This window comes from Streptomyces sp. a15, from assembly GCF_059026085.1.
Window position 1 is genome coordinate 18,382 of the sequence record NZ_JBWLKM010000079.1, and the last position, 18,245, is coordinate 36,626.

Annotated in this window: 23 protein-coding genes; 11 read left to right on the top strand and 12 right to left on the bottom strand. The window is 71.0% G+C overall.

Features of this window, described 5'->3' with window-relative positions; all coding sequences use genetic code 11:
* The first annotated feature begins 15 nt into the window (after positions 1–15).
* Complete coding sequence (locus tag AC5P09_RS42070; protein WP_493878978.1) at positions 16–804, top strand: SDR family oxidoreductase; 789 nt, start codon at positions 16–18, stop codon at positions 802–804.
* 295 nt (positions 805–1,099) lie between these two features.
* Here AC5P09_RS42070 and AC5P09_RS42075 read toward each other — a convergent pair whose 3' ends face one another.
* Both AC5P09_RS42075 and AC5P09_RS42080 read right to left on the bottom strand, forming a co-directional pair.
* The gene (locus AC5P09_RS42075) at positions 1,100–2,080 is read right to left on the bottom strand and encodes an aldo/keto reductase (protein ID WP_493878979.1); all 981 of its coding nucleotides are present in this window, start codon (positions 2,078–2,080) and stop codon (positions 1,100–1,102) included.
* 56 nt (positions 2,081–2,136) lie between these two features.
* A complete protein-coding gene (locus tag AC5P09_RS42080) occupies positions 2,137–2,463 on the bottom strand; it encodes a nuclear transport factor 2 family protein (protein ID WP_493878980.1) in 327 nt (108 codons plus the stop codon).
* A gap of 184 nt (positions 2,464–2,647) precedes the next feature.
* Between AC5P09_RS42080 and AC5P09_RS42085 the strand changes: the two genes are divergently transcribed.
* Together AC5P09_RS42085 and AC5P09_RS42090 are read left to right on the top strand one after the other, a co-directional pair.
* The gene (locus AC5P09_RS42085) at positions 2,648–3,205 is read left to right on the top strand and encodes a DoxX family protein (RefSeq protein ID WP_307674329.1); all 558 of its coding nucleotides are present in this window, start codon (positions 2,648–2,650) and stop codon (positions 3,203–3,205) included.
* A 51-nt stretch (positions 3,206–3,256) separates the two neighbouring features.
* Entirely contained in the window at positions 3,257–3,643 is a 387-nt protein-coding gene (locus AC5P09_RS42090; protein ID WP_493878981.1) for a MazG-like family protein, read from the top strand.
* Here AC5P09_RS42090 and AC5P09_RS42095 read toward each other — a convergent pair.
* The 6 genes from AC5P09_RS42095 to AC5P09_RS42120 form a co-directional block, all read right to left on the bottom strand.
* Positions 3,640–4,971, bottom strand: coding sequence for an MDR family MFS transporter (locus tag AC5P09_RS42095; RefSeq protein ID WP_493878982.1), 1,332 nt, complete (start codon positions 4,969–4,971; stop codon positions 3,640–3,642). The two genes, AC5P09_RS42090 and AC5P09_RS42095, sit on opposite strands and share 4 nt — an antisense overlap.
* A complete protein-coding gene (locus AC5P09_RS42100; RefSeq protein WP_493878983.1) occupies positions 4,968–6,080 on the bottom strand; it encodes a PLP-dependent cysteine synthase family protein in 1,113 nt (370 codons plus the stop codon). The genes AC5P09_RS42095 and AC5P09_RS42100 overlap by 4 nt, the downstream gene beginning before the upstream one ends.
* 106 nt (positions 6,081–6,186) lie before the next feature.
* On the bottom strand, positions 6,187–6,597 hold the full coding sequence (locus tag AC5P09_RS42105; RefSeq protein WP_493878984.1) for a hypothetical protein: 411 nt from the start codon (positions 6,595–6,597) through the stop codon (positions 6,187–6,189).
* 187 nt (positions 6,598–6,784) lie between these two features.
* Positions 6,785–7,264, bottom strand: a complete 480-nt coding sequence (locus AC5P09_RS42110) for a hypothetical protein (RefSeq protein WP_493878985.1) — start codon at positions 7,262–7,264, stop codon at positions 6,785–6,787.
* A 224-nt stretch (positions 7,265–7,488) separates the two neighbouring features.
* Complete coding sequence (locus tag AC5P09_RS42115) at positions 7,489–8,136, bottom strand: DUF305 domain-containing protein (protein WP_493878986.1); 648 nt, start codon at positions 8,134–8,136, stop codon at positions 7,489–7,491.
* A gap of 88 nt (positions 8,137–8,224) precedes the next feature.
* The gene (locus tag AC5P09_RS42120) at positions 8,225–8,659 is read right to left on the bottom strand and encodes a DUF6153 family protein (RefSeq protein ID WP_493878987.1); all 435 of its coding nucleotides are present in this window, start codon (positions 8,657–8,659) and stop codon (positions 8,225–8,227) included.
* A 177-nt stretch (positions 8,660–8,836) separates the two neighbouring features.
* Between AC5P09_RS42120 and AC5P09_RS42125 the strand changes: the two genes are divergently transcribed.
* The 4 genes from AC5P09_RS42125 to AC5P09_RS42140 all read left to right on the top strand — a co-directional run bounded on the left by AC5P09_RS42125 (position 8,837) and on the right by AC5P09_RS42140 (position 12,233).
* Positions 8,837–9,205, top strand: coding sequence for a BlaI/MecI/CopY family transcriptional regulator (locus AC5P09_RS42125; RefSeq protein ID WP_493878988.1), 369 nt, complete (start codon positions 8,837–8,839; stop codon positions 9,203–9,205).
* On the top strand, positions 9,202–10,131 hold the full coding sequence (locus AC5P09_RS42130; protein ID WP_493878989.1) for a M56 family metallopeptidase: 930 nt from the start codon (positions 9,202–9,204) through the stop codon (positions 10,129–10,131). Before AC5P09_RS42125 ends, AC5P09_RS42130 begins: the two co-directional genes overlap by 4 nt.
* Positions 10,132–10,296: 165 nt before the next feature.
* Entirely contained in the window at positions 10,297–11,322 is a 1,026-nt protein-coding gene (locus tag AC5P09_RS42135; protein ID WP_493878990.1) for a C40 family peptidase, read from the top strand.
* Positions 11,323–11,354: 32 nt separating this feature from the next.
* On the top strand, positions 11,355–12,233 hold the full coding sequence (locus AC5P09_RS42140) for a F510_1955 family glycosylhydrolase (RefSeq protein WP_493878991.1): 879 nt from the start codon (positions 11,355–11,357) through the stop codon (positions 12,231–12,233).
* On the opposite strand, the gene AC5P09_RS42145 is transcribed toward AC5P09_RS42140, so the two are convergent.
* Positions 12,205–12,774, bottom strand: a complete 570-nt coding sequence (locus AC5P09_RS42145) for a hypothetical protein (protein WP_493878992.1) — start codon at positions 12,772–12,774, stop codon at positions 12,205–12,207. The two genes, AC5P09_RS42140 and AC5P09_RS42145, sit on opposite strands and share 29 nt — an antisense overlap.
* A gap of 5 nt (positions 12,775–12,779) precedes the next feature.
* Positions 12,780–12,947, bottom strand: coding sequence for a hypothetical protein (locus AC5P09_RS42150; protein WP_493878993.1), 168 nt, complete (start codon positions 12,945–12,947; stop codon positions 12,780–12,782).
* 117 nt (positions 12,948–13,064) lie between these two features.
* Here AC5P09_RS42150 and AC5P09_RS42155 point away from each other — a divergent pair, with 117 nt between their 5' ends.
* Positions 13,065–13,751, top strand: a complete 687-nt coding sequence (locus tag AC5P09_RS42155) for a TetR/AcrR family transcriptional regulator (RefSeq protein ID WP_493878994.1) — start codon at positions 13,065–13,067, stop codon at positions 13,749–13,751.
* A gap of 21 nt (positions 13,752–13,772) precedes the next feature.
* Here AC5P09_RS42155 and AC5P09_RS42160 read toward each other — a convergent pair whose 3' ends face one another.
* Positions 13,773–15,308: a multicopper oxidase family protein gene (locus tag AC5P09_RS42160; protein WP_493878995.1), complete on the bottom strand. Its 1,536-nt coding sequence runs from the start codon at positions 15,306–15,308 to the stop codon at positions 13,773–13,775.
* Positions 15,309–15,385: 77 nt separating this feature from the next.
* Positions 15,386–15,799: a hypothetical protein gene (locus tag AC5P09_RS42165; protein WP_493878996.1), complete on the bottom strand. Its 414-nt coding sequence runs from the start codon at positions 15,797–15,799 to the stop codon at positions 15,386–15,388.
* Between the two features lie 122 nt (positions 15,800–15,921).
* Between AC5P09_RS42165 and AC5P09_RS42170 the strand changes: the two genes are divergently transcribed.
* From AC5P09_RS42170 to AC5P09_RS42180, 3 genes are all read left to right on the top strand, one after another.
* A complete protein-coding gene (locus tag AC5P09_RS42170) occupies positions 15,922–16,800 on the top strand; it encodes a DUF5134 domain-containing protein (RefSeq protein WP_493878998.1) in 879 nt (292 codons plus the stop codon).
* 236 nt (positions 16,801–17,036) lie between these two features.
* Positions 17,037–17,330 (top strand): heavy-metal-associated domain-containing protein, encoded by a 294-nt coding sequence (locus AC5P09_RS42175; protein WP_307674344.1) that lies wholly within the window; start codon positions 17,037–17,039, stop codon positions 17,328–17,330.
* Between the two features lie 111 nt (positions 17,331–17,441).
* Positions 17,442–18,245 (top strand): cation transporter (locus AC5P09_RS42180; protein ID WP_493878997.1); only part of this gene is annotated, 804 nt, incomplete at its 3' end.

Consider the following 18,245-nt stretch of genomic DNA (forward strand, 5'->3'; position numbering starts at 1 on the left):
GTACGCTGCGGGCCCATGAATGCCATGCAAACTGCGAAAGTTTCGAGGATCGCGGTGGTGACCGGCGCGGGCTCCGGCATCGGCCGCGCGGTCGCCGTGGAGCTGCTGCGCGCGGGCTGGTCGGTGGCGCTGGCCGGCCGGCGGACGGAAACCCTGGAGGGGACGGCGGCGTTGACGCCCGAAGGCACCGGAGGCACCGGGGGCGCCTCGATCGTCGTACGCACCGATGTGTCGCGGCCGGAGGACGTGGCCGCGCTGTTCGCCGCCACCGTGGACCGTTTCGGCCGCGTCGACCTGCTGTTCAACAACGCCGGGACGTTCGGGCCCGGCGGAGTGCCCGTCGAGGAACTGCCGTACGACGCCTGGCGGCACGTGGTGGACACCAACCTCAACGGGGCGTTCCTGTGCGCGCAGGCGGCGTACCGGCAGATGAAGGAGCAGGACCCGCGGGGCGGCCGGATCATCAACAACGGGTCCATCTCGGCGCACACGCCCCGGCCGCACTCGGTCGCCTACACCGCGACCAAGCACGCGCTGACGGGGCTGACCAAGGCACTGTCCCTGGACGGGCGGCCGTACGGCATCGCGGTCGGGCAGATCGACATCGGCAACGCGGCGACCGACATGACCGAACGGATGCAGACCGGGGCGCTGCAGGCCAACGGGGAGATCGCGCCCGAGCCGGTGATGGACGTCGCCGATGTGGCGCGGACCGTGCGGCACATGGCGGAGCTGCCGCTGGAGGCGAACGTGCAGTTCGCGACGGTGCTGGCGACGGCGATGCCGTACGTGGGGCGCGGCTGAGCCGCCGGCTCAGGCAGTCACGTACTCAACTTGCACAAACGGAATGGAACCCTCCGCCACATTCGGGCCGATAGCAGGCTTATACTCTTCACCTCCTCCACAAGAACTTCACACTTGGAGGAGAGGTCTTCCGCCGACCACACCCGAGGGGGGAGGCGGCAGCCGTTCCACCGCACCGGGTGGGGGTGGACTCCGCGCGGGACCGCGGAGTACGCACCGGTGCGGTGGAACGGCTGCCGTGTACGTCGGCTCCGGCGCCGGGCGCCGACCCTGACCGCACCCCGGAACCGGACGCTCAGCGCCCGAGGATCCGGTCCACCTCGGCCATCTGCCCGGCGGTGAGCGGTCCCTTCTCGATCGCGCCCGCGTTCTGCTCCGCCTGGGCGACCGAACGGAAGCCGGGGATCGGGATCGTGCGCGGGCTGCGCGCCCACAGCCAGGCGAGGGCGCCCTGGGCGGGCGTACGGCCGCCGCTGGTGAGGATCTCCTTCAACGCGTCGACGCGGGCCACCCAGTCGGAAGCCGCACCGGACCCTTCCTCGAATCCCTGCAACCACTCCGGCGGACGGCTGCGGATGTCCCCGGCCTCCAGGGCCCCTTGGCGCTTCCCGGTCAGCAATCCCATGGCGAGCGGGCTGCGGTTGATGCTCGCCAGGTCAGACGCCTCGCACAGGGCCAGCATGTCGGGCGCGTCCTGCAACACGTTGACCGCGTGCTGTACGGCAGCACAGTGCTCCCCCTCCGCGAAGAGGGCGGCGCGGGCCGGGTCGTCGGTGCTCCAGGCGTAGGCCCGGACGAGACCCTCGCGCACGAACTCCTCGCAGGTGTCGCGCAGTTCGACCGCGCGCTCCGGGTCGGCGTCCGAGAGGTGCAGCTGGTAGAGGTCGATGTGGTCGGTGCCGAGGCGCTTCAGGGATGCCGTCAACGCGCGGCGGGCGTAGGCCGGGGTGTCGTCGCCGCCGGTGAGTGTGCGGGTCTCCTCGTCGAAGACGTTGCCCCACTTGGTGGCGAGGACCACGTCGTCCCGGCGCTTGCCGAGGGCGCGGCCGAGGACGCGTTCGCTGTGTCCGGCCCCGTAGGTGTCCGCGGTGTCGAAGAAGGTGACGCCCAGATCGATGGCGCGCCGGATCGCCCGTACGGACTCCTCGTCGTCGACCTTGCCCCAGCCGAGCGGCTGTCCGTCGGTGTCCTGCCACTCACCGCCGATCGCCCAGCAGCCGAAGCCGAGGGCGCTGACCTCTATGCCGGTGCGGCCCAGTGTGCGTGTGATCTCCATGCCGGTGAACGTTAGGAGTTGGAGTGCACACGAGGGCAAGGGGTTTCGTACGCGCGTTATGCCTGACCGGTCTCGAAGCGGGAGATCCTGCCGTCGTCCTCGACCGTGAAGCTCCACCGGGTGCGCATCTCGCCCCAGGTGTCGTTGCTGTAGCGGGCGAGGAGGGCGCGGCCGCCCTGGGACTCGTTGTCGACCTCCATGTGGCCGTGGGAGGCGAAGATCTCCCGGTCGATCCACTCGTCGAGATCGCGGTCGGAACCGTCGTCCGCCATGGTCGCGCCGGGGGCGAGGACCTTCAGGAAGTCCTCGCGGTCATGGGCGTTGACGGCGGTGACGAAGGCGCGGACGGCCGGGTCGCTCAGTCTGGCTGTCTGAATCGTCATGGCAGTCAGACTCACACCGCGCTCGGGAGAGCGCCACCCGAACGGCGCCTCGGGCGGAGCCGGTGGGTGTGAGCGGTGGGACGGTGGAAAGGCGCGGGGTGTCCGTTCTTTCCGCCCTCTGTCCTTCTCCGTCTCTATCTCCGTCTCTATCTCCGTCTCTTCTCCGTCTGTTCCGGGAGTCATCGTGAGCTGTTACGACCGACGTGATCTGGGCCTGCTGCTGCTCCGGCTGGGGACCGGCGGTGTGCTGGCCGCGCACGGCACGCAGAAGCTGTTCGGGTGGTTCGGCGGGCACGGGCTGGCGGGCACCGGCCAGTTCTTCGAGTCCGTCGGGTACGCGCCCGGGAAGCCGAGCGCCGCGGCGGCGGGGCTGGCCGAGGCCGGCGGCGGCACCCTGCTGGCGCTGGGCCTGGCGACCCCGGCGGCCGGGGCGGCGGCGGCCGGGGCGATGGCGGGCGCGGCCGCGGTGCACACGCCGAACGGCTTCTTCAACGCGAGCGGCGGCTACGAGTACGCCGCCTCCCTGGGCCTGACGGCGGCCGGTCTCGCCGTCACGGGGCCCGGCCGGCTCTCCGTGGACCACGCGCTCGGTCACGCGGTCAACCGGAACTGGATGATCCCGGCCGCGTTCGCGGCGACCGGTCTGGTGACGGCGCTGGTCGTGGGCGCCCGCAACCGGCGGCTGCGGCAGGCGGAGGAGGGCGAGCAGACGGCCTTGTTCGAGGAGACGTTCGACGAGTGAGGCAGTGAGGCACTGTGTCCCGCGGCCACGACCGCGTGACAGGCTGCCCGCATGACTGATCAGGCCGCCTCCCCCGAGACGACCGAGACAACGAGGGTGACCGGGACGACCGCGGACCTCTGGGGCTCCATCGACGACCTGTGGAACTGGCTGGAGGCGAACCGTCCCGTCGACGGCGACCAGGGCCTGCTGCTGCGCATGCTGAAGCTGTCGGAGGAGGTCGGCGAGGTCGCCCAGGCGGTGATCGGCGCGACCGGCCAGAACCCGCGCAAGGGCGTTACCCATACCTGGGAGGACGTCCAGGGTGAGCTGTGCGACGTCGTGATCACGGCCCTGGTGGCCCTGCGCACGCTCACCCCGGACACCCGCGAGGTCTTCACCCGGCATCTGGCCCGGGTGACGGAACGCTCTCTGGGGCCGGCGGCCCCGTCGTCCTAGTCGGCGTCGACGAGGACGTCCTTCGTCCCGCCCTCCTGGCTTCCTGACGGTCGGCCGGCGTCACGGTGGTCGTGATCCGCACGCTGCAGCCGGTACAGGGACCAGGCGCAGACCAGCCCCAGGACGAGCAGCGCCAGCCAGGGCAGCGCGGACATGCCGGCCGACCGCGCGGCGTCGAGGGCCGCCCCGGTGAGCAGGTTGCCCAAGGTGATGCCGACCCCGCAGATGGTGTTGTAGAGGCCGTAGTGGGTGGCGACGAGGCGGTCGCCCGAGAGCCGGACGATGGTGTCCATCTCGAAGGGGTACGCGATCATCGTGCCCAGCGCCAGCAGCAGCGCGGCCAGCGTCGGCGGGACGACCGCGAGCAACCGGCGCCCCATTCCCCCGTCCGGCACGGGCACGGCCGTCGCCACGAGCAGCGGGACGAAGGCCAGGCCCATGCTCAACAGCCCCCAGGCCAGGGCCTGCCCGGGCTCCAGCCGCTCCTTGCACCAGGCCGTCACCCGGGTCTGCCCGAAGATCGTGGCCAGCCCCGAGGCCGCGAAGAGCACGGCGACGGCCGCGGTCCCGAACTCGCCGTCGCCGCCCAGCCGTCGTACCTCCAGCGGCAAGGCCAGATAGACCTGGAAGGACAGGACGTACGAGCCGATCATGGCTGTCGAGAAGAGCAGGAAGGCGCGGTTGCGCAGGATCCCGCGCCACTGGGCGAGCACGCGCTCGTGCCCGTCGGCCTTCGCGTCGGCCGCGTCGTCCGCGCGCCGGGCGGGCAGCGCACGGATCTGTACGACGCTCAGCAGCGCGAAGACCGCCGCCGAGACGAGGCAGGTGATCCGGAAGTCGAAGCCGGTCAGCAGCATCCCCACCAGCGGGCCGAGCAGGATGCCCGCCTGGTAGAAGACGTTGAAGAGGGCGAAGGCCTCTACGCGGCGCTCCCCCGCGTCGGCGGCGAGATAGGCGCGCACGGCCGGGTTGAACAACGCTCCGGCGAAGCCGGTGGCCGCCGAGGCGGCCAGTAGCGCCGGAACCGAGTCGACCAGACCGAGCGTGGCGAAGCCCACGGTGCGCAGCACGCATCCCGCGACGATCAGCGGCTTGTAGCCCAGCCGGTCGGCGAGGGTGCCGCCGATGAGGAACATGCCCTGCTGGCTGAAGTTCCGTACGCCGAGGATGAGTCCGACGGTCCAGCCGGCCAGGCCGAGGGATCCGGACAGGTGGGCGGCGAGGTACGGCATCAGCATGTAGAAGCCGAGGTTGATGGTGAACTGGTTCACCATGAGCAGTTGGACGCTCCGCTCGTAGGAGCGGACCTGTGTGAGTGTCGTCTTCACCGTGCCGCCCCGCCTTCGGCACCGGCCGTTCCGGCCGGCAGGGAGAGGGGATCGCTGACGCTCGTGCAGCGGGTCCAGCGGGTGACCTCCTTCTCGTCGGGGCGGCCCACCAGCTCCGGTTCGGGTGCGGGGGTCACGCCCAGCAGTCCGTGCTCGGCGCAGTACTGGTCGTCGTAGACGGTCTCCAGGTACCGCTGGGGCCCGTCGGGGAAGATCGCCACGATGCGGGTGCTCGCGGCGGCCGTTCGGGCGAGCCAGCCGGCCACCAGCGCGACCGCGCCGACGCTCCAGCCGCCGGTGGCGTAGTGCGAGGCGGCCAACTGCCTGCAGGCCCAGACCGATTCGCCCGGTGCCACCCAGTGCACCTCGCTGAAGTTCTCGTACGCCACGTTGCGCGGGTAGATGCTGGAGCCGAGTCCGCGCATCAGGCGGGTCTTCGCGGGCTGGCCGAAGATGGTCGAGCCCACGGTGTCCACGCCCACCAGCCGCAGCTCGGGGTACAGCTGGCGCAGGACGCGCGAGATGCCCGCGGAGTGGCCGCCCGTGCCGACGCTGCAGACCAGTAAGTCGATGTGGCCCATCTGCGAGGCGAGTTCGAGGGCGAGCGGGGTGTAGGCGGAGACGTTGTCGGGATTGCCGTACTGGTCGGGGCACCAGGCGCCGGGGCTCCGCGCCAGCAGTTCGGCCACCCGGTCGCGGCGGGCCTGCTGCCAGCCGCCGGTGGGATGCGGCTCGGGCACCAGGTCGACGGTGGCGCCGTAGGCGGTGAGCAGCCGGGTCATGGACGGTTCGAGGCCCGGGTCGGTGACCAGGGTGACGGGGTGCCCGTAGACCATTCCGGCCAGGGCGAGACCGAGGCCGAGGGTGCCGCTCGTCGACTCGATGACCGGAGCTCCCGGGCGCAGGTCGCCGCGGGCCCGGGCCCGTTCGACCATGTGCAGTGCGGGGCGGTCCTTGATGCCGCCGGGGTTGAAGCCCTCCAGCTTGGCCCAGAAGCCACGGTCGGGCGGCGAGAAGGGCTGGGATACGCGCAGCACAGGGGTGTTGCCGACCAGCCCGGAGAGGGTGGAGCCGGCGGGGGTGAAGCCACTCGTGGTGGGAGAGTGCATCTGTTTCGCTCTCGTTCGATGCGGACGCGTGCGGGTGCTCGTCTCGCGCGCCGGCGGATGCGCGGCGCGCGGCGATCCGGCCGGGGCCGGCCTGCCCGGGTGACGCCTATATGCGCCACTGGCAGAGGGAGACGAGAGCGGACCGGCCGCCGCTGGGCGGGAGTCTTCGCGCGGTACCACGGGGGCCGCGCGAGAGGAGGTCTGCCGGTTCCGTCGGTGCCGCGGCGGTCGTCGCGGGCGGGGGGACGCCGGCCCAGGACTTCGAGACCGCGGCGGCCTGGGAACGGGCGCCGGGACACAGGTCGGGAGAGTCCGGCCCGTCGGCTGTCTCGCCCTCGGGCCTCTGCGGGGGCGACGGGATCTCGCTCGACGCGGCGGCCGAGGGACCGTAGGGCTGCTCCGGCGTATGGAGCCGGTCGCCGAGGCACGCCAGTAGCGCGAGCGTCACGAGCAGCAGGGCGTACAGCGTGGCGTGGGCGAGTCGGGTCATCCCGCTCTTGGCAGGGGTGGGCGGCACAGGTCCTCCGCGCGGCGCTGCCCTGGCCGGAGGGATCTGGGATCACGGCAGGGGCAGGGATCAGTGGGGGGTGGGGTGGTGGAATGGGTCGTCGACCATCCCCGCACCGCGCCGGAGAACGGCATGCGGAGGAGGTCAGACGCCAGGAACCGGCAACCGGGACACACCGGTTCGGAAAAGCGCTGACCTAGATGCGCAGAATCGTGGAGCCCGCAGCATGCGCTATCGGAGCGACGACGTCGCGGACCGCGGCGTGGCGGGCGTCCGCCGGCCGGGGCAGGCCGTCGTCATCGCTCTGCCAGCTCAGCGGAGTCAGGCAGGGCATGCCGGCACCGGGCCCCTGCGGAGGCTGCCCCAGCGCGCACTCCCCACCGGCGTGGTGCCGGCCGTGACCGTCGTGGTGGTCGCCCGACGGACTGTCATGGGTCTGGCTCGCGGACACCGCCGACGTGGCACTCGCAACCCTTTCGCTGTGCGCGACGGGCTCGAAACGAACACCGGAGACGGCGACGCCTTCCTCGGACGCGATGTGACGCACCGTGGCATCGGGGCTGACGGCGTGCGTATACAGCAGACCGAAGAGGAACAGGCCCAGCCCCAGCACACGCCACAGAACCGCTGTCGAGCGGCTCCGCTGCACACCGGAAGGCGACCAGGCCGTAATCACGCCGTGATCCTAACCCGCTCCCGAAGCCCTCGCGCCCCGAGCGGCGAGAACACTGCGTGAACAAGCCATCGTGCGGAGCGGGCCGCCTCCGGGCGGAACCAACCGCCTGACAGGGCACGGCACTTCACCGAATGCAAACACTCGCGCCGCCATCTCGCGGGCGACACGACAACGGTGGGCCACCGGGGTGATCCCCCGGTGGCCCGCCGCTTCATGGCCCTGTGTCAGCTCTTGTCGAGCATCTTGTTCATCTGCTCGATCTCGGCCGTCTGGGCCGTGATCACGTCGTCCGCGAGCTTCACGGCGGGGTCGTACGCGCCGTCGGTCTTCTCGGCCTTGGCCATCTCGACGGCGCCCTCGTGGTGCTTGACCATCATCTCGAGGAACATCGTGTCGAACCCGGCGCCGGAGGCCTTGTCCAGCTTGTCCATGTCCTCGCTGCTCATCATGCCGGGCATGCCGGAGGACATGTCGTGGCCCTCCATGCCGGACATGTCCGCGGGGACCTCCTCGCCCCACGAGGTGAGCCAGCCGGACATCGTCTTGATCTCCGGGTCCTGCGCCCCCTTGATCTTCGTCGCGAGGTCCTTGACCTCCTTGGAGGAGGCGCGGTCGGCGGCCATGTCGGCCATCTCGATGGCCTGGCGGTGGTGCTGGATCATCTCCGTGGCGAAGTCGACGTCCTGGTCGTTGTGCTCGCCGGCCTCGGCCGAGGCGGAAGCGGAGGCGGAGGCAGACGCGGACACGCTGGAGTCGGACCCCATCGAGCCCATGTCGTGGCCGTCGCCACCACAGGCGGCGAGCACGAGAGCGGCCACTGAAGTGGTGGCGGCGAGGGCGGTACGGCGGATGAGCTTGCGGCGTGCGGTCATGGTGGAACTCCTGCGATCGGATGTGGAAAAGGGCGTACCGATACGCGGCGCCGCGCCCTCAGGGGCGTACGGCGTCACGCGGGCCGCTCTATATCCGCAGGAGTTGGAGTTCGGAGAGGGAAGGCGGCGCCCGGCCGCCGTCCGGTCCGCTGCCGCCCGGCGAGGTACGCGCGAGCGGTGTTCCGGCGCAGGCCACCACATCGGGCAGCAGCACGGGCACCACGCCGGGAGCCCCGGCCACCGCCGCTGAGGCGCAGGTCGGGTCCGCGTGCTGTGCGTGGCCTTGGCAGTCGCCGCCGCCGTGTTCACAGGTGCCGGGCGTGGAGGCCACGACGCCCGTGCCCATACCCATGCCCGCGGCCGCCACTGTCCGGTCGTGTCCGTGTCCGTGGCCGGCCGCGACCTCCGGCACCGGTCCGAGACCGTGCATACCGAGCAGGCCCAGCAGCAGAGCGCCCACGAGCAGCCCGAAGGACCGCAACACCGGTTGCGGTCGAGGGGCGGGCTGTACGAGGCGGGTCACGGCGCCATGGTAGGCACAGGCTGTTGATCCCTTGCATCTCGGGCGTACGCCAGGAGGCCGCATCCCGGGCATGCGCGAGAAGGCCCGAGGGACCGCCGGACTACTATGGCCTTGCGTATTCGCTTGCGCATTCGGTGGCGAAACTTGCGCATTCGGTGGCGAAAAAGGAGTCAGGGCATGCGGCGGCTGGGGGAGCTCGAGGCGGAGATCATGGACCGCCTCTGGACGTGGAACCGTCCGGCCACGGTGCGTGAGGTCGTCGACGACATAAACAAGATCCGCCCGGTGGCGTACACGACGGTGATGACCGTCACCAACATCCTGTACACCAAGGGCTGGCTGCTCCGGGGCAAGCAGGGCCGCGCCTGGCTCTACACGCCCGTCCGCAGCCGCGAGGCGTACGCCGCCGCGCTCATGGACGACGGCCTGGGAGAGAGCAAGGACCGCCCGGCCGCGCTGGTCCACTTCGTCGAGAACATGTCCGAGGACGAGGTGGCCGCCCTGCGGAAGGCCCTGCGGAACGTCGGTCGTCAGGCAAAGGCGTGAACGCGGCGCCGGTTCTGGTCGGCTACACGGCCGCCGTCGGTTTCGTCGCGCCGCAGCTGATCCTGCGCGCCCGCTGGCCGCACCGGGCTCCGGCGCTGGCGGCGGCGGTGTGGTACGCCCTGGCGGTCTCGTTCTCGATCGGGGCGGCCCTGTCCGCCTACAACCTGGCCATGCCGACCGAGCACCTGCACGCGGGCCTGGTGGGCCTGCTGCACTCCTGCGGGCTCGACATGGGTGAAGGTGCGGATGCGGGTGCGGGTACGCCCGACCCCGGCACGGCGGAGCGACTGGCCGTCGGTGTGCCCGGCGCCCTCGCGGTCGCCCTGCTGGCCGGCTTCGCCTTCCATGTGACGCGCGCCCGCCGGGCACGGACGGAGCACCGGCAGGCCCTGGACCTGGTCGGCCGCCACTCGGCACGGCTGAGCGCCACCGTCCTGCCGTACGACATCCCCGCCGCGTACTGCCTGCCCGGCCGCCGTCCCCGGATCGTGGTCAGTGACGCGGCCGTACGCGAGCTGACGCCGGATCAGCTCGGCGCCGTACTGGAGCACGAGCAGGCGCACATCGCGGGCCGCCACCACCTGGTCCTGGCCGCCGCGGAGGCCTTCCACTCGGTGTTCCGCCGGCTCCCGCTGGCCCGCCACGCCCGTGAGCAGACGGCACTGCTGCTGGAGATGATCGCGGACGACCGCGCCCTGCGCAGCCACTCCCACGAGGTGCTGGCCACCGCCATGTACGAGATGGCCGCGGCCCGCGCCCCCAAGGGCGCGCTCGCCGCGGGCGGCCACACCGTCCTGATCCGCATGAAGCGGATCCTCGGTCCGCGCAAGGCGCCCCATCCGGCGCTGTGGGGTGCGGTCGCCGCCGTGGCCTTCGCGGTTCCGCTGCTGCCGCTGCTGGCGGCCTGCCCGCCCGGGCACGGCTGACCGGGCGGGCAACCCTCGTCAAACGCCTGTAACTAGCACTCACTTGCGATGCCAACCACTAAGCTACTAAGTTCTAACGCGCTTGCCTGTCGGCGCTCCGGCGCCGGTACGACGGCCGTCGGCCCGTCGTCTGGTACACAGACCGCGCAGAGGAGTCACCCCACGATGGGAACCCACCGTCGGCCGAAGCCGCCCAGCCGTGCCCGAATAGCCACGCTCGGTATGGCCGCCGGCGCCGTCAGCCTCCTGCCGACCCAGAGCCAGGCTGCTCCCGAGCCCACGCTGGAAGACGTCCGCAAGCAGGTCGAGAAGCTGTACGAGGAGGCCGAGGCTCCCACGGAGGAGTACAACGCCATCAGCGAGAAGCAGGCGAAGCTGCAGCGCGAGGTGGACGGCGCGCGGGACCGGCTGGCCCGCAAGCAGCAGGAGGTCAACGAACTGCGGGAGAAGATCGGTCCGTTGGCGGCCGCGCAGTACCGCGGTGGCGGCATCGACCCGAGTGTGGAGCTGTTCCTGTCCGGCGACCCGGACAACTACCTCGACCAGGCCGCGATGCTGGACCGTACGAGCAGCCGACAGGCCGACGCGCTGCGGGCGATGCAGACCAAGCAGCGCGAACTGACGCAGGAGCGCACGGACGCCCAGAAGCGTCTGAAGGCTCTGGAGGAGACGCGCGCCGAGGCCGCCGAGACGAAGAACGAGGTCCAGGGCAAGCTCGCCGAGGCACGCAAGCTCCTCAACAGCCTGACCGCCCAGCAGCGCGCCCGGATGGAGGCCGACCAGGAGCGGGACGACGCCTCCGCGGGCGCCAGCGACTCCCCCGCCAGTTACAACGGGCCCGCGAGCGGTCGCGCCAAGTCCGCGCTCGACTTCGCGTACGCGCAGCTCGGCAAGCCGTACGAGTGGGGTTCGACCGGCCCCAACTCCTACGACTGCTCAGGACTCGTGGGCGCGGCCTGGCGCACGGCGGGTGTGTCCCTGCCCCGCACGGTCAAGCAGATGTACGACGCGGGCCGCAAGGTGTCCAAGTCGGACCTGCAGCCGGGCGACATCATCTACTGGTACAACGACACCCAGCACAACGGCATGTACGTCGGCAACGGCAAGGCCATCCACGCGCCGCGCACCGGCAAGAACATCGAGATCGTCCCCCTGGACTCCATGCCGTTCTTCGCCGCGTCCCGGCCCTGAGCACCGATTCCCGTACCTCGCAAGGAACTTCAGTGACCGCACGCCCGGCCGTCCGTACCCTGCTCGCCGCGGCGGGCGTCTCGCTCGCCGCCCTGGTCCTGTCCGCGTGCGGAGGCGGAGGCGGCTCCACCGAGCCGGGCGCGGCAGCGAACGACGCTTCCGACGCGTCGGGGTCGCTCTCCCATGTGCACGGCCTGGGCGTCGACCCGGCTGACGGACGCGTGTACGTCGCCACCCACAACGGTCTCTACACCGTGGCCGAGGGCGGGAAGCCGAAGCTCGTCGGCGAGAGCAGGGACGACTTCATGGGCTTCACCGTCACCGGCGCGAGGACCTTCGTCGCGAGCGGACACGGAGCCGAGGGCAGCGGTCGTCCGGGCAACGTGGGTCTCATCGAGAGCAGGGACGCGGGCGTCACCTGGACGTCTCGGTCGCTGGCCGGGAAGGCCGATTTCCATTCACTCGACTCGGCCGAGGGAACCGTCTACGGGTACGAGGCCGGCCGGGTCCGGGTCAGCGGCGACCTCAAGAGCTGGGACGACCGGGCCCCGCTCGACGCCCTCGACCTCGCGGTGAGCCCGGCCGGGGACACGCTGCTGGCCACCACGGCCGACGGTGTCGCGGTCAGCACCGACGGCGGCCGCACCTTCGCCAAGGGCACCGGGCAGGTCCAGGCTTACGTGTCCTGGCCCGAGGAGAAGTCGCTGTTCGGCATCGACCCCTCCGGGAAGCTGAGCAGCAGCGCGGACGGCGGCACGACCTGGAAGCGGCTCACGACCGTGCCCGGTGGACAGCCCCAGGCACTGACCGCGGTGGACGCCGAGCACGTTCTCGCCGCGACGCAGGACGGGGTGTACGAGTCCCGCGACGGCGGCAGGACCTTCACCGCGCTCGCGCCTCTCGCCTCGTGAGGTCCATGGGCGAGGGGGAATCCTGATAGGAGGGGGAATCCTGCCGCTTCCGCCACCCGTAGCGGGTCAGCCCCTTCGGCTTGAACACCGACAGCGTGACCGCGACCAGCAGTATCAGCAGGGCCGCCGCGGCATCGGCCGGCAGTTGGACCCTCATCCCGAAGAGGTCGTCGCCGGACAGGTTCGCCTCGGCCGCGGCGTCGGCGACATGGCCGATCACCTGCATGTGCACGAGCAGCAGGACGGAGGCGACGACGTTGATCAGCAGCTTGAACAGCACCCAGTAGTGGCGGAACAACCCCCACGCGCTCCCCAGGGACTGGACGAGCCCCGTGACCAGTGAGGCGAAGCTGAGCGGGACCAGAACGAACCAGCCCGTCACCTCCATCGCCAGGTAGGCGCCCCGCACCGTCTGGGCACTCCCGCTGGACAGACCGGCGACTGCGAGGACGAGGAAGACGGCGACGGCACCGAGCCAGCCGACCGACGAGGTGACGTGCGCGGTGAGCGCGAGCTTGCGGAGGCGAGGGTTCATGGTCATCGCGATCAGTGGCCGCTCATGCCGCCGCCGAGCGTGTGCATGAGCACGAGCGCCACGAGCAGGGCCGCGCCGGCGGCGATCGCGAGGGTCCTGGCCCACCGCGGCATGCCGGGATGCGCCGCGGGAGCCGGTCCGTGACCGGTGTCGTCGGGGTGAGTGGGCGAGTCGGCCATGTGCGTGTCCCTCACGGTGCGCGATGCGTGGATGGTGCGCTGCGCCCATTTTACGAGACACAGTGTCTACGATGTCAAGCAGTGTGTATCGAGGGCGCCGCCCCGTACACTGAACCGGTGCCGAAGCTGTGGAACGAGACGATCGAGGCGCACCGCCGCGCCGTGCGCGACGCGATCCTGGACTCCACCGCCGAGCTGGCCGCCGAGCACGGCGTACGGTCGGTGACGATGTCGCAGATCGCCGAGCGGGCCGGCATCGGGCGGGCGACGCTCTACAAGTACTTCCCGGACGTCGAGGCGATCCTGTTCGCCTGGCACGACCGTCGGATCACCGAACACCTCGGGCAGTTGGCGGAGATCCGGGACCGGACCGACGGGACCGGCGACCGACTGGAAGCGGTCCTCAGGGCGTTCGCGCACATCTCGCGCCACTCCCGCGGACACCACGGCACCGAACTCGCCGCGCTCCTCCATCGGGACGAGCGGGTGGCCGACGCCCAGCGACAGCTCCACGACATGATCCGGGACCTGTTGGCGGCAGGCGTCGAGACCGGGGACTTCCGCGGCGATGTCGCGCCCGCCGAACTCGCGACGTACTGCCTGCACGCCCTCACGGCGGCCGCCGCGCTGCCCTCCGACGCGGCGGCCGACCGGCTGGTCACGGTCACCCTGTCCGGACTGCGTGAGGGGAACGCCGTACCGGACGACCGTGCTGCACCGGACGACCGCGCCGTACGGGACGACCGGAAGCCGACGCGTCGGCATGAGCAGCACGGCCACCACCCGGGGCGGTCGGCCCACTAGATCCGCGGCGCGAGACGGACGTCAGGCCCGGTAGGCCACGTTCGCCATCATCCCGGCCTCGCCGTGGTACGCGTTGTGGCAGTGCAGCATCCACTGGCCCGGGTTGTCCGCGTCGAAGAAGACGGACAGCTTCTTCCTGGGCAGCACGATCGAGGTGTCCTTGCGCGGCCCCGAGGCCCCGAGCTGGTACGTGTGGCCGTGCAGGTGCATCGGGTGCCACATGTCGGTGTCGTTGACGAAGTCCAGCCGTACGCGCTGCCCCTCCTCGATGAGGATCGGGTTCGCCTCGGTGTCGTTCATGTCGAACGGCGTGCCGTTGATGGCCCAGTTGTACTTGTCCATGCCGCCGGTCAGCTCGATCCGGTGCGTGACGTCGGTCTTGGCGGACTCCAGGCGCACGTCGTCGGCCGCCCGCAGCTGGGACGCCGTCATGACGATGCCGTCGAGCTCCTTCGGGCGGACCGTCGCCTTCGGGGCGCTCCCCGAGCCCGTCCGCACCAGGGCGAGACCGTTCGCCTCCTTGCCCTCGGCCAGGGCGACGAGCGGGAAGACGCCGTCGCCCAGGGTGACCAGGACGTCGTACCGCTCGCCCATGCCGACCAGGAGGGCATCCACTTCCCGGTGCCGGACCGGGAAGCCGTCGGTGTGCGTGACGGTCAGCCGGTGGCCGCCGAGGGCCACCCGGTACGCCGTGTCGCCGCCGGCGTTGACGATCCGCAACCGCACCTTCTTGCCGGGCTTGCCCCGGTAGACGTCCGGGTCGGTCGCCACCCTGCCGTTGACCAGGTGGTACGGGTACTTCACATCACCCGCGTCGCCGCCGAGCAGGTCGCTCTCGGCACCCATGAGCATGAACTTCGCCCCGCCCATGTCCATGCCGCCCATGTCCATGCCGCCCATGCCCTGCTTCAGCTCGGCGAAGACCTCGTCGGGGGTCCCGGTGACGCCGTCGACCCAGTCGTCAAGGAGGACGACCCACTCGTCGTCGTGGTCGAGGGTCTCCTTGGCATCGTCGACGATCAGCGGGGCGTACAGGCCGCGGTCGAGCTGGACACCGACGTGCGGGTGGAAGAAGTACGTGCCCGGGGTGTCGGCGATGAACCTGTACGTGAAGGTGGAACCGGCCCGGACGGCGGTCTGGGTGGTGGGCGGCACGCCGTCCATGTCGTCGCGCAGGGCGATGCCGTGCCAGTGGATCGACGTGGCGGTCCTGTCCGGGAGTTGGTTGGACAGCTCGGCGACGAGGGTGTCGCCGACGGACACGCGGACCTCCTTGCCGGGGGTACGGCCGTCGAAGGCCCAGGTCCTCGGCCTGACGCCGCCGCCCAGGTCGATCACGGCGGGCGCCGCGGTCAGGGTGAGCTTCTGCTGCCGTCCGGTGCCGGTCCGCTTCTTCTCGGCGGCGGCGACCGCCGCGCCCGAGGGGCTGACCAGGGCGTTGCTGCCCGAGCCGGAACCGGAGTCGGAGCTGGAGCCGCTGCTGCACGCCGCGAGCGCGCCCGTGCCGGCGACGCTCAGCCCTGCGAGCAGGACGGAGCGACGGTTGATGCTGTTCATGGGATTGGGTCCTCTGGTCGGAACTGCTGATGTGGTCGCGGAGAGGAGACGGCACATCGCGCGCCGTCCGGCGCGGCCTACAGGCGCAGTTGCGAGAGGACCGACAGGTCGGGCGGGGCCCGGCCGACCGTGGCGCCGGGTGCGCGTCCGGCCTCGGCGTGCCGCGGGTGCGCGAGCGGATCGGACGCGCCTCGGGTGGGTGTCGCCAGCTGCACGGAGTCGACACTCGCCGTGGTGCAGTGCTGCGTTCCAGGTGTGGAGCATCCGCCGTTGTCGTCGGCGGTGGCCGTGCCGGGCATGGCTGCAGGGGCCGTATGAGCCGTATGAACTGCACTCGACATCGGCATCGGCATCGGCATCGGCATCAAGGAGGCACGCGTCTCGGACGTCTCGTGGTGAACGAGCACGGCCAGCGCGACGCACAGGGTGAGGAACACCCCGTAGGTCCAGCGGACGGCTGTGCCGCCGCTGGGAGCCGTCCGTATCGCCATGCGCTCCACCTGGTGCTGTGCTCGCCGAGCCCGAGCCCCTGAACGCTCACCGACCTCGGAACGTACTAAGGGCACTAGCAGATCGTAGCCCGAGAGACGCTCAGACGATCGTGAGGGTGGAGATGGGAATCCTGGCGCTCAGTTGGGCCATCGCGGCGGTCGCCGCCCTGGTGGCCGCCGTCAGCGCGGTCCGGGTGGTGACCACCAGCGGTGAACCCCGGTTCGTGGCCGGAGGCGATCTCCTGATGGGTCTGTGCATGGTCGCCATGGCCCTGCCGGCGACGGTCGCCTGGTACGCGGACTACGGCATGTGGTGGTCCGGGGCGTTCGCGCTGCTCGGGCTAGGAGGCGTGGCGATGGCCGTCAGGCACACGCGCACGCGCGGGTGGAAGCACGGCCGGCACTGGGTGCATCTCGTCGTGGGCAGCGCGGGCATGGTGATCATGACGCTGGCCATGACGAGTACGTCGTCCGGCCCTGTTCTGGCCTTGGGCCATTCCTCGATGGCGCACATGCCGGGCATGGAGCACACGGCGAGCTCGGCGGACACGCACGAGATGGCGGGCATGGAGGGAATGGGGTCCATGGAGGGCATGGGCTCCGCGCACGGGTCGGACATGCCCGGCATGGCGCACGCCGCGGCCGGCACCGGCGCTTCCGCGGGGTCCCCCACCCTGTGGCGGCTCCTGATCGTGGCGCTCGCCGTGTACTTCGTGCTGTCGATCGGCGCGTCCGTGTGGGCCAGGATCCGGGGCACCGGCAGGCATGGCCGGAGTGCGGGCTCCGGGGTCGGCTGGGGCCGCTGGCTGCTCGCCATGCCGGACACGGTGTTCGTCTTCCTGGCGTCCTTGACGGTCTCGGTGTGGGACAGGGCCCGGTCCGCACAGTCGACCGGCCACGGGCGGCGCCGCAAACTCGGGGCCGCCCCGGACGCGGCGCTGGCGGCCCACATCGGCATGGGCGGGACCATGTCCGCGATGCTGCTGATGATGGCCGTGTGAGGGCAGGACACCACCGACCGGCACTGGACGACACACAGGTCACGGTGTCTACTAAGTAGCTTGGGTGACAGAGGAGTTCGCCGGAGGAGTCACCGGAGGGGTCACCGGACGAGTCATGTGAGCGGCGCCACAGGTATCGGGAATACCCCTAGGGGGTATAGTGTTGACGTGTTCGGGAGGCCAGGGAACCCAGCCTCCCGGAGACACCCACGCATCCACACCCTGAGGAAGTAGCCATGACCACCGAGACGAACACCGGCTCCTGCTGCGGCTCCCACTCCTGTGGCTCCGAGGCCACGGTCGACGTCCAGGGCGTCGGCGTCACCACGGTCTACAAGGTGTCCGGCATGACCTGCGGCCACTGCGAGGGCGCTGTCTCCCAGGAGATCTCCGCGCTGGACGGCGTCACCGCGGTCAAGGCCGTCGCCGACACCGGCGAGGTGACCGTCAGCTCCGCCGCCCCGCTCGACGAGGAGGCCGTCCGCGCCGCCGTCGACGAGGCCGGTTACGAGCTCGTCGGCCGCGCCTGACACCCTCTTCGGGGCCACTGCCGACCCGAAGACGCGAACACCTCCCGCGCCGGGACGTACCGCTCCGCTGATACGGACGCCGTACGTCCCGGCCTCCCCCTGGAGACACGCATGACCAGCACGGCTCCCGAAAAGCCCCTCCCCGTCACGGCGTCCGCGCCGGCCTCCGAGGTCGAGCTCTCCATCGGCGGCATGACCTGCGCCTCCTGCGCCGCCCGCATCGAGAAGAAGCTCAACCGCATGGACGGCGTCACCGCGACCGTCAACTACGCCACCGAGAAGGCGAAGGTCTCCTTCCCGGCAGGTGTCGAGGTCGGCGACCTCATCGCGACGGTCGAGAAGACCGGCTACACCGCCGAGGAGCCGCCCCCGCCCGCTTCGGGCACAGGAGCCGAAGGCGAGGCACAGGCCGTTCCGGCGGCGGACAGTGAACTGCTGTCTCTGCGCGAGCGCCTGTACGTGTCGCTGGCCCTCACCGTGCCGGTCGTCCTGATGGCGATGGTGCCCGCCCTGCAGTTCGACAACTGGCAGTGGCTCTCGCTCACTCTGGCGGCTCCCGTCGTCGTCTGGGGCGCCTTCCCGTTCCACAAGGCCGCCTGGACGAACGCCCGGCACGGCGCCGCCACCATGGACACCCTGGTGTCGATCGGCACGCTCGCGGCGCTCGGCTGGTCGGTGTGGGCGCTGTTCTGGGGAGACGCCGGGATGCCGGGCATGCGGCACGGTTTCGAGTTCACCATCTCCCGTTCGGACGGTTCCTCCGCCATCTACCTGGAGGCCGCGGCCGGGGTGACCACGTTCATCCTCGCCGGGCGCTACCTGGAGGCCCGCGCCAAGCGGAAGTCGGGGGCCGCACTGCGGGCGCTCATGGAGCTGGGCGCCAAGGACGTGGCGGTGCTGCGCGGCGGCAGGGAA